The 12,701-nt window shown below is 68.1% G+C and carries 13 protein-coding genes and 1 pseudogene; 2 read left to right on the forward strand and 12 right to left on the reverse strand.

The window, feature by feature from the left end:
• The 4 genes from E6G06_14570 to E6G06_14585 all read right to left on the reverse strand — a co-directional run.
• On the reverse strand, positions 1 to 239 hold a 239-nt coding region (locus E6G06_14570; GenBank protein TML89370.1), incomplete at its 3' end, for a dihydrofolate reductase.
• Positions 239 to 745, reverse strand: a complete 507-nt coding sequence (locus tag E6G06_14575) for an ATPase (GenBank protein TML89371.1) — start codon at positions 743 to 745, stop codon at positions 239 to 241. The genes E6G06_14570 and E6G06_14575, both read right to left, overlap by 1 nt.
• Before the next feature lie 3 nt (positions 746 to 748).
• A complete protein-coding gene (locus E6G06_14580) occupies positions 749 to 1,090 on the reverse strand; it encodes a winged helix-turn-helix transcriptional regulator (GenBank protein TML89372.1) in 342 nt (113 codons plus the stop codon).
• Positions 1,091 to 1,247: 157 nt separating this feature from the next.
• Positions 1,248 to 1,787, reverse strand: a complete 540-nt coding sequence (locus tag E6G06_14585) for a nucleotidyltransferase family protein (protein ID TML89382.1) — start codon at positions 1,785 to 1,787, stop codon at positions 1,248 to 1,250.
• Between the two features lie 276 nt (positions 1,788 to 2,063).
• Between E6G06_14585 and E6G06_14590 the strand changes: the two are divergent.
• Positions 2,064 to 2,144: pseudogene (locus tag E6G06_14590) on the forward strand (pyridoxamine 5'-phosphate oxidase).
• Positions 2,145 to 2,455: 311 nt separating this feature from the next.
• On the opposite strand, the gene E6G06_14595 reads toward E6G06_14590, so the two are convergent.
• The 5 genes from E6G06_14595 to E6G06_14615 form a co-directional block, all read right to left on the reverse strand.
• Positions 2,456 to 2,896: a VOC family protein gene (locus E6G06_14595; GenBank protein TML89373.1), complete on the reverse strand. Its 441-nt coding sequence runs from the start codon at positions 2,894 to 2,896 to the stop codon at positions 2,456 to 2,458.
• A gap of 846 nt (positions 2,897 to 3,742) precedes the next feature.
• The gene (locus tag E6G06_14600) at positions 3,743 to 4,807 is read right to left on the reverse strand and encodes an LLM class flavin-dependent oxidoreductase (GenBank protein TML89374.1); all 1,065 of its coding nucleotides are present in this window, start codon (positions 4,805 to 4,807) and stop codon (positions 3,743 to 3,745) included.
• On the reverse strand, positions 4,804 to 5,949 hold the full coding sequence (locus E6G06_14605) for a hypothetical protein (GenBank protein ID TML89375.1): 1,146 nt from the start codon (positions 5,947 to 5,949) through the stop codon (positions 4,804 to 4,806). Before E6G06_14605 ends, E6G06_14600 begins: the two co-directional genes overlap by 4 nt.
• Positions 5,946 to 7,568 carry a hypothetical protein gene (locus tag E6G06_14610; GenBank protein TML89376.1) on the reverse strand — a complete coding sequence of 541 codons (1,623 nt, stop codon included), beginning with the start codon at positions 7,566 to 7,568 and terminating at the stop codon, positions 5,946 to 5,948. The genes E6G06_14605 and E6G06_14610 overlap by 4 nt, the downstream gene beginning before the upstream one ends.
• A 1-nt stretch (position 7,569) precedes the next feature.
• Positions 7,570 to 8,382 carry a crotonase/enoyl-CoA hydratase family protein gene (locus E6G06_14615; GenBank protein TML89377.1) on the reverse strand — a complete coding sequence of 271 codons (813 nt, stop codon included), beginning with the start codon at positions 8,380 to 8,382 and terminating at the stop codon, positions 7,570 to 7,572.
• A gap of 62 nt (positions 8,383 to 8,444) precedes the next feature.
• Here E6G06_14615 and E6G06_14620 point away from each other — a divergent pair, with 62 nt between their 5' ends.
• On the forward strand, positions 8,445 to 8,900 hold the full coding sequence (locus E6G06_14620; protein TML89378.1) for a helix-turn-helix transcriptional regulator: 456 nt from the start codon (positions 8,445 to 8,447) through the stop codon (positions 8,898 to 8,900).
• 33 nt (positions 8,901 to 8,933) lie between these two features.
• Here the strand turns inward: E6G06_14620 and E6G06_14625 are convergent, their stop codons facing one another.
• The 3 genes from E6G06_14625 to E6G06_14635 form a co-directional block, all read right to left on the reverse strand.
• The gene (locus tag E6G06_14625) at positions 8,934 to 9,308 is read right to left on the reverse strand and encodes a hypothetical protein (GenBank protein ID TML89379.1); all 375 of its coding nucleotides are present in this window, start codon (positions 9,306 to 9,308) and stop codon (positions 8,934 to 8,936) included.
• Between the two features lie 89 nt (positions 9,309 to 9,397).
• Complete coding sequence (locus E6G06_14630; GenBank protein ID TML89380.1) at positions 9,398 to 9,826, reverse strand: thioesterase family protein; 429 nt, start codon at positions 9,824 to 9,826, stop codon at positions 9,398 to 9,400.
• A 431-nt stretch (positions 9,827 to 10,257) separates the two neighbouring features.
• Positions 10,258 to 12,138: a hypothetical protein gene (locus E6G06_14635; GenBank protein ID TML89381.1), complete on the reverse strand. Its 1,881-nt coding sequence runs from the start codon at positions 12,136 to 12,138 to the stop codon at positions 10,258 to 10,260.
• Positions 12,139 to 12,701: the final 563 nt, after the last annotated feature.

Here is a 12,701-nt window from a genome sequence, read left to right on the forward strand (position 1 = left end):
TCGAACATGCGCTTGCCCATCACGCTCGCGCCGGTGCGCTCGAACGTCTCCCGCACGATGTCGTTGTCGCGCCCTTCCTCGCCGCCCTCGCCGAGCTTCAAGTTCTCCCGGAAGAACCGCTGCGGGAAGATCCACTGCTGCAGCTCCATCCACTGCTGGCCCATCAAGTCCCCGAGGGACTCGGGCGCGATGAAACCGTCCAGCGACATCGACACGCTGAAGAACACCTTCCCGGTCATCAGCCCTCAGCTCCCTTCCGAACGATCTCGGTGACGTAGGCAGCCAGGTTGCTCAGGGTCTGCTGGCCGCCCTCGATCGCGTGGTACTTCGCGACCACCTCGTCGCGCAGCTCCTTGGTGGGGAACACCGTGCGCATCTCGACCCGGGTCGCCGCGCCGTCGGGCGCGAACGTGAGGACCGACTCGAAGGCGTTCGGGTCGCCGCGGGACTCACCGTGGAGCAACGCGATCCGCTCCGGCGGAGCGATCTCGGTCCAGGAGATCCACTCGGTGTAGTCCGTCCCGTCCGGTCCGTGCATCACGAAGTCCCACTCCCCGCCGACGCGGAACTCGAACGACTGCGTGGTGGTGGTGAAGCCCTCCGGTCCCCACCACCGCGACAGGTGCCGCACCTCGGTGAACGCCTCGAACACCAGCTCCCGTGGGGCACTGATGACCCGGGAGATCACGATCTCGCGGTCCGCCGTCGCTGACTGCGCCGGCGCGTCCCGTCCTGTCGCTGCCATCGGTCAATCCTCCTGCCTTGCCTGCTTGAGGTCCTGCACGTACTCGTCCAGCCGGTCGAAGCTCTCGTTCCAGAACCGCTCGAACCCGCCGGTCCACTCGTGGACCGGTCGCAGCCCGCGGGCGTCGAGGCCGTACAGGCGCTGCTTGCCTGCCTTGCGGTCACGCACCAGCCCGACCTCCCGGAGCACCCGCAGGTGTTTGGACGCCCCCGGCTGGGCCATCCCCAACTCCTGGGCCAACTCGGTCACCGGCCGCTCACCCGCCCGCAGCAGCACCAGGATCTCCCGCCGCTGCGGCTCAGCGATCGCGTTGAAGACGTCCGACGTCGTCGCTGCTCGTGCCACGGGCGCCATCATATTCCGATATCGGCATGCGTCAAGCCGAACGCCTCGGTCACCGAAACGTTCGATCACAACCTCGCCGACGACCGCGAACCCTCACCCTCGTTGGCACCGTCTCGAGCCCCAGCTCGACCCGCATGTCCGGGGGCGGCCGAGGGACCTACCACGCCAGGACCGTCAGCCGTGGCCACATCAGCGCCCAGCGCTTCGCCTTGGCCTCGTAGTCGTCGCGGCTGACCAGCCGTTTGTTGGGCCGCACGATCATGTTGAACAGGTCTTCGAGGCCGAAGGGCGCGCACACCTCGAACGCTCCGCTGCTTCGACGGACCCCCACGCTCGTCGCAGTAGTAGGCCACGTAGCGATCGCGTCCTCGGATGACTCATAGGGCTCGATCGGCCGCCCGAACCGTGCTTCGTACCAAAGGTGGACCCGCGCCTCATTCGTGACATCGAGCCGCACCCCGAGCTCGGTCACCAACCGATCGGCGATCGCCTCGACGGCCTTCTCGGCCCGCTCCGACAGATCGTGGCGGTCGAAGTAGATGAGGTCGTAATCCTTGATCCCGAACCGCGGGTCGAAACCATGCAGGGCGTTCCAGACAGTCTGGGTGACACAACCAGCTCCGAGATACCACCCGGGCAGCTCGAGAGCCGGCACCCGATCGAGAATCGCTGCAACGACGGGCTGAGCATCGAGCATCTCCGCAAGGGCCGTCTCGGGCTCTTTCGGCCAGGCCACGCGACCTTGTACCACCAGCAACATGATGCCGATCGGCCCGTCGCGACGCGTTCCGGGTCCACCGACGACGCCTCGCGAACGATTGCGTCCGAGATGTCATGATTCGAGAGTGGCCTCTGGGCGAGGGTCGAGGCCGAGGCGCCGGAGGTCGCCGCCTTCGCGCACCGTCTGTGGCCCGGAGCCGTCGCGCTCGACCGAGGCGACTCGTTTCCGACGAGCGCAACCTGGTTCGCCGTCGCCTACCTGGCCACTGTGCGACGAGACGGATCCCCGCGGCTCCATCCGTTCTGTCCGATCATCGGGGGCGGCCGGTTGTTCGCCGCCATTCCACGCTGCGGACCCGAAGGAGGCCCTCTCCGGCGAGCGGAAAAGGGGCCTCTGACCTGCTGCGTTGGTGGCGGGGGGGGATTTGAACCCGCGACCTTCGGGTTATGAGCGGATCGGTCACCTGCACGCCGTCGTGGACGCTGGTACCGGGCAGGTCCCGCTCGGCCCCTGTTGTCGCAGGTCAGCGGTCCGCCGGGCTGGTGCGTCTTGCCGTCCCGTGTGCGTCAGTGGGAGCGATGAGACGTGGGGTCTGATGACAAATCTGATGACAAGGTTCGTTGCCAGGGGACGCCGGTTCGCGCTCAGGCGAGCTCTTGGGCGAGTCCGATGAGAAGTCCCTCGGGTCCCCGGATGTAGCAGAGCCGGTAGGTGTCTTCGTACTGGACGACTTCGCTGCTGACGAGCTCCGCACCATGCTCACGGAGCCTGGCAAGCGTGTCGTCGAGGTCGTCCACGGCGAACATCACGCGCAGGTAGCCGAGGGCGTTCACCGGGGCGTTCCGGTGATCGGCGATGACTGGAGGCGTGAGGAATCGGGACAGCTCGAGTCGGCTGTGACCGTCGGGAGTGCGCATCATCGCGACCTCGACGCGCTGGCCAGGCAGTCCAGTGACACGCCCTGACCACTCCCCTTCGATCGTCGCCTGGCCTTCCAGCTCGAGGCCGAGCGCGCGAAAGAACGAGATCGTTGCCGGTAGGTCCTCGACGACGACGCCCACATTGTCCATGCGTTGGACCGCCACGTGCCCGACCCTACGCCGCACCATCTACTGCGCGCCGCGACGTCTCATCGGGCTCCGCTCGAAGGCGAGGCACGACCTGAAACCTCACCCGCCCAGTTGGACAGCCGACGCAGCGCATCGAGTGACGGCGCGTTGGGCGCGGCGGTGTAGGCGACGAGTATTTGGTCGACCTCGGCTGCGAGCTCTACCAACACCTACTCCCAGGCATGAGCGCCGAAGCGGCCAGCCGGTTCGCCGGACTCGTTTCCGCCGCCCGCCGGTAGACGTCTATCGGGAGCGAGAACCGCAAACATCGAGGTCATCGAGCTCGCACCCGCCGGTGCCGGTAGACAAATCCGGTAGACGCCACTTCGACAACGAGGAACGCCCAGGCCTGTTGGCCTGGGCGTTCATGTGGTGGCGGGGGCGGGATTTTGAACCCGCGACCTTCGGGTTATGAGTGATGAGCGACACATTTCTCTTATCTGCTCTCGGGTGCAGTTGTACAGCGTTGTTGCGCGAAACGCCAGGTCAGCAGGGTAAGAACGCCTGCCGACGCGGGCGTTCGTGTGCGCTCGTCTCCATGGGTCGGTCGATGGTGCGATGACAAATCCGCTGACGATGCCGTTGGGTACGCCGTCATCCGGGCCGGTGCGTCGTGGTTCGTTTGACAAGTTGTTTGACATGTTCGGGCGACGCGCCGCACACCTCTATATATATGGAGGTGTGCCCGACGATCACCGGTGAGGCGACCTGAACCGCGTCCTCGAGACGGGCGCGAACCTTCTCCGGGAACGACGTCTTCCTTGTTGCGTTGATCGCGGAACGTAAGCGACTTCGGGGGCGTGGTTGAGCTGCGGAGCTCGATCACCGGCGATCGGCGTCGGTGGACTCGTCGTTGACCTCACGGACGAGGTCGAGCAGTTGTGCGAGATCACCGAGTTGCCGGTCGAGATCTACGTCGCCGCCGCCGTGGAGGTTGGCGCGCAGGGTTGTGATGCCGGCGTCGCGGTAGAGGCGCAGCCGGTCGCGCACGAGGTCGTCGGTGCCGACGAGGTTGGTGCCGAGCCCGATCGCGGTGGGGACTCGTCGGCGCGCGGCGTCCTTTTCGCCCATGAGCCAGAGCCGTTGGACCTCGCGGATGTCGTCGCCGTAGCCCTGCCGTTCGAAGGCGTTGTTGTAGAAGTTCGTACCGGCTGAGCCCATAGCGCCGATGGTGAACGCGTAGCCGTCGGCGTGGCGGCGGCCCGCGGCCTCGACGTCGTCGGTGAACTCGACTCCTACGGCGACGGTGAGGTCGAGGTCAGCGATGTCGCGTCCTGCTCGGGCTGCTCCTTCGCGTATGGGGGCGAGGAACACGTCCGCGGTCTCGGGGAAGAACGAGGTGCCGATCCACCCGTCGGCGAGCTCACCGGTGAGGCGGAGGTTGGCTGGGCCGAGCGACGCGACGTAGATCGGTAGATGCATGGGCGGCATCAGCGACCGGATGGCGCGGCCTTCACTGCCGGGGAGCGGCAACTCGTAGATCTCGCCGTGGTAGTCGAGCCGCTCACCGGCGGTGATGGCGCGGATGATCTCGATGGTTTCGCGGGTGCGGCGCACGGGCTTGTCGAACGCGACGCCGTGCCAACCTTCCATCACCTGCGGTCCGCTGGTTCCGATGCCGAGCAGGCATCGCCCGCCCGACAGAGCGTGCAGCGATTGCGCGGTCATCGCGAGCATCGCCGGCGTGCGCGCGCCGAGCTGCGCGATGCCCGAACCCAACTTGATCGTTGACGTGCACGCCGCGAGGTACGCAAGCGGCGTGAACGCGTCGCCGGCCCAGAACTCGGGGCACCACACCGAGTCGACGCCGAGTCGTTCGGCCTGGCGCACGAACTCGACGGCTTCGGGTCGGCCCGGCGCCGCGCCGATGCCGACGCGAAGCGTCATCGCGCCTCTTCGGCGAGCTGCTTCACACCGTCGACGGTTTGCTGCATGTTGGCCTGGACCTCGCCGATGCGACGGCGCAGCACCCGTACTTCCTTGCCGGGATTGTTGGTGATGGCCATGGTCGTGCCCGACGGGCCGGGCCCCATGACGTAGGAGAACCGCAGGCGGGTGCCGCCCTCGCGGGGTTCGAGATCGAAACGCCAACGCGCGCCGGGATTGTCCGGGTCGGAGGTGCGCCAACCGAACGCGCGAGGTTCGTCGCAGTGATCGATGAAGCACGGGATCGTCCACTCGCCGAGCGCGGCGTGTTGGTTGCGCCCGTGGAACATGGCGCCGACGCCCCGGTCGTCGCTCGCCCACTCCGCGCCGGCGAACTCGTTGGAGAACCGTGCTGGGAGGTTGATGTCCGACACCAGAGACCACACCGTCGCCGGTGACGCGGCGATGTCGACCTCGGCGATGGCGCCGGGGCCGTCCTCGAAACGAAGCTCGTCGCTGGGGCCGCGCTCGGTCGTCAGGCCGAAGCGGTCGAAGTAGGTGATCGAGCGAGCAGGGTGACGCGGCGCGCGCTGGAAGTCGGTGCCCTTCGTGTAGGCGACCGGGAGCAGGACGATCTCGGTCATGTCTGTCGGTATGCGGAGGATCTCCTTGACCTTCGCGGTGTCCTGCAACGCGGCGGTGACCCAGGTCGTGCCGAGGCCTCGAGCGCGCAGCGCGAGACAGAAGCTCCACGCTGCTTGGATGACGGAGTCGAACAGGCCGGGCCGCCCGCTGCCGTCGTGGCGGCCGATGACCGTCGGGATGACGATGGCGGGGACCTCGGCGAGATGTTCGGCCAGATAGGCGGCCGATGCCATCACCTTCTCGCTCGGGTGGCCGGTGCCGTGCAGCCGTTCGGCGGCGGCGGACATGAACGGCAGCGCGGTGTCGCGATAGAGCTCGCCGAGCTGGTCCTTGACCCGCTGCTCGCGCACGATGATCCATCTCCGGCTGCCGAGGTTGCCGCCGGTCGGCGCCTGCTCGGCGAGATCGATGCAGTCGAGCAGCAGTTGGTTGTCGACCGGTCGCTCGAGGTCGAGCCGTCGGCGCACTGCGCGTGTCGTGGCGAGCACCTCGTCGATCTGGGCGACGTCGAAGCTCATGCCGAGGCTCGCTCGAGTCGCGCCGGCACGGTCTTGTGCCACGGTGTCCCGGCCCATGGATCGCGATCTTCGCTGGCGGTGAGCTCGTTGGGCGCGACACCGGTCTGATGCCGCGCTCCGGACTCGACGTGATCGAGACCGAGCCCGTTCGGGAGAGAGACGTGGCCTGACTGCACGGTGTCGTCCACTGCGACGGTGACGGCAACGCTCGCTCGCTTCCTGGTCAGCGTGGCGGTGTCGCCGTCGACGAGACCGAGCCTGTCAGCGTCGGCCGGCGAGACGCGCAGCGAACCGCCGGCGTCCTTCTTGCGCCAGGCCGGGTCGCGCAGGATCGTGTTGGCGGTGAACGAGCGCCGCTCGCCGGCGGAGAGGAGCAGCGGCCAGTCAGGGTCGTCACCGGGCGGTGTCGCGTCGCGAAGCTCGACGAGCTCGTCGAGGAGCTCGGAGATGTCGAGGTGGACGAGGCCGTCGTCGGTTTGGATGCGCGCCCACGTCGCTTCCCAGGCGTCGTCGGTGAACACGACACCGGACGGACGGTCGACGATCGCGTCGAACAGTCGGTTGCCGGCATCAGGACCGGAACCGAAACCGGCACGTTCGACGCCTTCAGGATTCAGGCTTCCGGTCAGCAGCGACACCAGCTTCTCGAGGTAGCTGACGAGCGTCGAGTGGCGGTTCATCTGCACGCCGAGGTCTTCGAACACCGCCACGCTGGCTGCGGACGCGATGCGGCGCGTCGCGGCGCGCACCAAGGTCTCGTCGACGCCGCTGATCTCGCAGTATCGCGTGATCGGCACCGCCTCGAGCGCGGCGAGCACCGGCTCGACACCGGACGCGTGGCGGTCGAGCCAGTCGCGATCGACGAGTCCTTCGTCCACGAGCACGGCGGCCATGGCGGCGATGAGCCACGCATCTCGACCGGATCGAACCTGGAGGTGGAAGTCGGCCATCGCCGCGGTCTCGGTCACCCTCGGGTCGATCACGATCATCGCCCGGTCGGGATCGGCGGCGATCGCCTTGAGTGTGGTGCGGGCGTGGGGGATGCCGTGGGAGATCCACGGGTTCTTGCCGACGAAGAACGCGACCTCGCAATGCTCGAAGTCACCGCGCAGCGGTGTGCCGAACATCTTGCCCATGACCAACACCTCGCCGGTCTTCTCCTGGGAGATGGCGTTGGCCCGGAAGCGGACGCCGAGCGCCTTGAGGGTTGCCGATCCGTACACGCCGCCGAGGTGGTTCCCTTGCCCGCCGCCGCCGTAGTACACGATCGACTCGCCTCCGTGCGCGTCGCGCACGGCGGCCAGACGGTCGGCGACCTCGCGGATGGCGGTGTCCCAGTCGATCGCCTCGAAGGTGCCGTCCGCTCGCCGGCGAAGGGGGCTCAGCAGCCGCTCGCCGCGACCGTTCTGGTAGTAGTCGAGTCGCAGCGCCTTCTCGCACGTGTAGCCCTCGGACGCGGGGTGCGCCTTGTCGCCGCGGGTGCGTTCGAACGTTCGACCGTCAGCACCGAGTCGGATCTCGATGCCGCAGTTGCACTCGCAGAGGATGCAGGCGGTCGGGTGCCAGGCGCTCGGGACCTCGTCGGTCGAGGTCGCGTGGTTGGTGTCGGTGTCGGTCATGTCAACGTCCCGTGAACCGTGCCGGGCGTCGTTCGATGAACGACGCGATCCCCTCTTGGAAGTCGGCCGTCACCATCACGGCCTTGCTCATCGCCGGAATGGCGTCGATCGCGGTGGGCTCGTCTTCATCGAGCGCGAGGCGGGCGTTGGCGATGGTGTGCCGCAGCGCGAGCGGCGCGCACTGAAGTAGTTCGCGCGCCACCTCCACCGCGCGCCCACGTTGACGGCCGGGCTCGACCACTTCTTGCACGAGGCCGATCCGCAGCGCCTCGTCGGCGCTGAACTCGTCGGCCCGCAGCAGGTGATACATGGCGTTGCCCCATCCGGCGCGCTGCACGTAGCGGATCGTCGCACCGCCGAGCGGCGCGAGCCCGCGCTTGGGTTCGAGCTGGCAGAAGCGCGTGTCGGACGCGGCCACCACGATGTCGCCGGCCAGGGCGATCTCGATGCCGATGGTGAACGTGATTCCCCGCACGGCGGTCACCAACGGCTTGGTCAACCGGCGTTGCAGCCCGAACGGGTCGACCGCGTCGGACGGTGGGCCGGGCTCGGCGTCGGGACCGAAGAACAGCGGCATCTCCAACCCGGCGGTGGTGTGGTCGCCCGCGAAGGTGAGCACGCCGACGAACAGCTCGGGATCGTCGTCCAGGCGGGTGTAGGCCGCGGCGAGCTCGTTGCTGATCTTCGGGGTGAACGCGTTCTTCTTCTCGACCCGGTCGACGGTCATCACCAGGATCCGGTCGTCGACGACTTCGGTTTGCACTTGCCCATGAGGGTGGCGGTCCACGGTCGACACCTCTGTCGGTGGTTGCATGATGGAACGGACACTAGAAGAGTGGGTTACATGATGCAACCCACTCCGGTAGGGTGGTCGACGTGAAGCGCACCGACACGTCCGGGTGGCCGTGCACCATCGCCCGCAGCGCCGATCTTCTGGGCGATCACTGGAACCTGCTGCTCATCCGCCAGGCCTGTCTCGGCACGCGTCGCTTCGACGACTTCCAGGCCGAGCTCGGCATCGGGCGCAACATCCTCACGCAGCGGCTCGCGCGACTTGTCGACGAAGGGATCCTCACGCGCGTCGAGTACCAGCAGAACCCGACGCGCTTCGAGTACCGGCTCACCGACAAGGGCCGGGACGCGTATCCGATCCTCGCGGCTATGGCGGCTTGGGGTGAGCGTTGGCTCATCGGACCGGAAGGAACGCCGCTCGTGCTGCACCACACGGAGTGCGATCACGACATGCACGCCGTCGTGGTGTGCAGCGAGTGCGCCCAACCACTCGACGTTCGCCACGTCCGCGCCAAGACCGGGCCCGGCTTCTCGGGCTGAGTGACCGCGGTCCGCTGACGTCGCGGGGCGGGCTCAGACACCGGTCGTCGTGTTTCGGTCGCGGAGCAGTCGGAGGGTGACCGGTACGGCTTGTCCGCCGTAGAAGTGGATGAGCATCACGATGACCGCCGCGAGCTGGAGGTACGCCGGGAAGAACGCGGCTCGTTCCATCGAGGCCACCTCGGGGACCGCAACTCCGCCGGCGTCGGCGGCGAGCACGACCAGGAGGTCGAGCATGAGTTCGGACGGCAGCGCGGTCGCCTTCGATCCTTCGAGGGTCGCGATCCACCACTCGGCGGAGCGACTACCGGCTCGGGCGCGAAACACGTGCAGCAAGCGGGCGAGGGTTTCGGTGCCCGCGGTCGCGAGCGCACTCGCGTCGTGGAGCGCGGCTGCAGCCTCCGTCACCTGCTCGAGCCTCGCTTCGTGAACACAGAGCTCTTCGACGGCGTCAATGAAGGCCTCTGCGGCGCTCACCTGTCGGCCGCTCATAGTGCTCACGCGCCGGCGAGACGGGTTTGGCGGGCGACGGCGAGCACGGAGCCGTCGGGGGCCCACATGGTGGCGTCCTCGACGGCGAATCCTTCGTTCGCCAACGGTGATCGGCAGGAGAGGTAGACGTACTCACCGGCAGGCACGGAAGATTCGCCGGTCACCAGGTGGACGACGTATTCGATCGAAGCCGCCTTGACGGGGCTGGTCGTCCGACTGAATACGGCGGGCGGGAGCAAGTCGCACATGGTGACGAGCCAGGCCGCGTCGATCGGCTCATCCCCGAGCGGGCGCAGCCATGCCGCGACCCACGCTTCCTCCGCGCCTGCGAAGGGGACGACTTGGCCGCGCGACACCAGCTCCCTCGCGACGGAGACGAAGGGCAGGACATCGCCCTGGTAGCCGGCCGCGGTCACGAGCACCCGTGACCCCATCACCGCACCGTAACGAAGCCTGGCGGTCGCCTCTCCTACCCGTTGACCGTAAGAAGCAAGGACATACTCGGCAAGCGTTGCGAGCACCCGTCAGGCGTCGTCGCACACGCGCGCGGCTCAGAACTGCCGCGATCGGACGCAAGCGACGGGGGATGGGCATGGGCGACTTCGAAGAGGTTCACCGTGATCGCATCGTAGGCAGCCTGGCGATGTTCGACCGACTCATCTTCAAGGGCCACCGCACCGCCTTCTATCGCCCCAGAGCCGTACGCGCCTTCCTCTGGAACCAGGGCGTTCCGCTCACCCGGTTCGCCGAGTACCTGCGCGGCGTCATCGAGGGACCTCACCACCCATGCCAAGCGACTCGCCGCCGAGGCCGGTCGCGGTCGCGATGCCCGTCGTCGCGTCTTGCGGGTGCGCGGCGACATCGGTCATCTCACGGCGATGCCGTCGGCCCGAGCCACGAACACCGCCATCGGCAGGCCCAGCCGGCCCATGCGGACCGTCTTCGCGTAGGTCGACTCAGGGAGTCGCGGGTCGGTCGCCAGGTGCGTGAGGCTTCGGTCGACCTGCGGCACGAGATCAGCCAGCCCCGCGGCCCGGAGGTCGTTGATGACCTGCAGACGCAGGCGGCGGTACTCGACCCGCTCGCTCGGAGTGCGGGGGTCCAGGTAGGCGACCCTGCGCGCGTCGGGTCGGTCGGACCACGTGTCGACGTCGAGCCCGATCGCCAGGTGCAACAGCCGGGTGGCCTGTGCCGGGTCCATCACGCGATGGGGCGTGGCCACACTCCGGTACACGGCGAGCGTCCCGACGTGGAAGCCGCGGCGCTCGAGCTCGTTGAGGAGCCCCCAACCCTGTGTGCCGAGGTTGATGGGATCGGACCAGCTGATGAGATAGCGACCGTCACGGCCCCCTCCCGGCGTCGGATCCTCATCCAGCGCCGCCACGGTTGGTGTGACGACGGCGCCCAGCAGTCTCGAGAGCCGGGGCCCGGGACCGCCCGGGTCGGGGACCGATGCGCGGGTTGCGTCGAACGTGAACAGGGCGGTCCAGAGAGCCACCGCGCCGACTAGCGCGAGCTTTCCCGCGGTGGAGGCGTGTGCGACAAGCGGCCCGCGCAGCCGGTGGCGCACGAATGACGCCGCGGTCCATCCCACCGCGAGGGACATCAGGGCCGTGATCACCCAGGCCCAGACGATCTCCCAGAACCAGACGACGCCGAAGATGCGGCTGATCGAGACGGCAGCCAGCACCAGCGCCACCGCAAGAACCGCGTGAAGGCGCAGCAATGGCCGGTGTCGGATGCGCCAGGCCGCGACGACGGCCGTTGCCCACGCCACCAGGAGCGCAACGCCGGGCCACGGCGAGCCGGTGGTGATCCCTCGCTCCGCTCCGTGACCCGGCAACCTGATCGTGAGCACCAGTTGCTTCGCCACCAGCCGCCACGGGTTGAGATGGATCAGCAGGACCTCGATACCGCGGCGCAGACCGATCGTCGCAGTGGGAGGGTCGCGGAAGTAGTCCCAGAGCATCGACAGGTTGCCCGGGGAGTTGACCAGCTGGTCGATCGTCGGGGGGACCCACACCGCTGCGCCGACCGCCACCGCCACGAGCAGCCAACAGGCGAAGTGGAGCACCGACCTCGGACGCCGCCGCCGCCGGTACGCCCAGACGAACGCGATCACCACCGCGAAAGCACCGAGGCCTGACGTCAGCCCGACGTAGGGGATGTGGGCTTGCGCGCACAGGGAGCCGGCGAACACGACCACCGGCAGCAGTGGCAGGTCGCCGCAGCACACCGACCAGACCGCGAGCAGGAACACGAGCCACCAGAGCAGCGGCAGGTACGGCACCCATGCCTCGGTCATGACCGTCGGCCCGTAGGCGCGGATGAGGATGGCCAGCGCGGCAGTCGTGCCGAGGACGAGCGCGAGCCCCCCACGGCGATGCGCAATCCACAGGATCGTCGCCATCGCGACGACCTGGACCGACGCCGCGGCGGCCTGCATCGCCCAGGCGCTGCCTCCGAAGAGTCGGTAGACCGGCCACATGGCATAGAAGCTGAGGGGCCCCAGGTGGCTCCCCTCGTGCCCGACGGGCCCGATGCGGGCCGAGAAGACGCCGATCAGAGGCGTGTGGCGGCTGCCGACGTCGCGCAACCGCAACTCGGTCTGGGCCTGATCGCCGATCGGGTACCAAGCGGTCTGGTGGAGGACCCCGAGGGCCACGACCAGCGGCAGCACCAGGAGCATCAGGAGCCCGAGCGCTCGAGGCGCGGACCGGTCCGGATGGACCGCGAGTCCGCCCACAGCCGGTGCCGCAGGGTGAGCGACCCTTGGTAGAGCGTGTTCGACGGCGTTCCCGCCACCGGAGCGAACGTCCATTCGCCTCCCGAGCGAGCGACGGTCGTTCTAAGAAAGCTCTAAGAACCGGGGTCATCATCCTCGCGGCGGCCGCTCGAGGCAAGACAGGCGTCTGGGACCCCATAGGGGCGACTCCTCTCGCCCGCTACCCCGGCGTGAAGGTCGAGGCAGACGCTGGTGAGATGCGCGTCCTCGACCGCCGACGAGAGTCCTACAGGCACACCCCGGTCAGGGCCCATCCCAGCGAAGTCGCGCAGCTCATGGAGGACACGGCAGGGCAAGCGCTTCCGGACCTGGGTGTGGAACTGGCGCGTCTGTTGCAAGAGAGACCCAGGGCAATCCCTTCTTCGTCGGCGAGATGCTTCGGCATCTCGTCGAGACACCGAGTTCGCGGACGGCGAGCGCTGGAAGCTCTTGCGCTCCGAGGGGTGGGATGACTTCGTGGAGCGCCTGGCTCATGCCGTGGGGGATCTGCCTGCCCGCCGGCGCCAGGCGCTCATGATGCTGTT

It is taken from the genome of Actinomycetota bacterium (assembly GCA_005888325.1).
In the GTDB taxonomy this organism is placed as follows: Bacteria; Actinomycetota; Acidimicrobiia; order Acidimicrobiales; family AC-14; genus AC-14.

Excerpts from the sequence above, each read along its gene's own strand:
- E6G06_14575 (TML89371.1), bottom strand. The coding sequence starts at position 745 with ATGGCAGCGACAGGACGGGACGCGCCGGCGCAGTCAGCGACGGCGGAC.
- E6G06_14585 (TML89382.1), bottom strand. The coding sequence starts at position 1,787 with ATGCTCGATGCTCAGCCCGTCGTTGCAGCGATTCTCGATCGGGTGCCG.
- E6G06_14600 (TML89374.1), bottom strand. The coding sequence starts at position 4,807 with ATGACGCTTCGCGTCGGCATCGGCGCGGCGCCGGGCCGACCCGAAGCC.
- E6G06_14605 (TML89375.1), bottom strand. The coding sequence starts at position 5,949 with ATGAGCTTCGACGTCGCCCAGATCGACGAGGTGCTCGCCACGACACGC.
- E6G06_14610 (TML89376.1), bottom strand. The coding sequence starts at position 7,568 with ATGACCGACACCGACACCAACCACGCGACCTCGACCGACGAGGTCCCG.
- E6G06_14615 (TML89377.1), bottom strand. The coding sequence starts at position 8,382 with ATGCAACCACCGACAGAGGTGTCGACCGTGGACCGCCACCCTCATGGG.
- E6G06_14630 (TML89380.1), bottom strand. The coding sequence starts at position 9,826 with ATGGGGTCACGGGTGCTCGTGACCGCGGCCGGCTACCAGGGCGATGTC.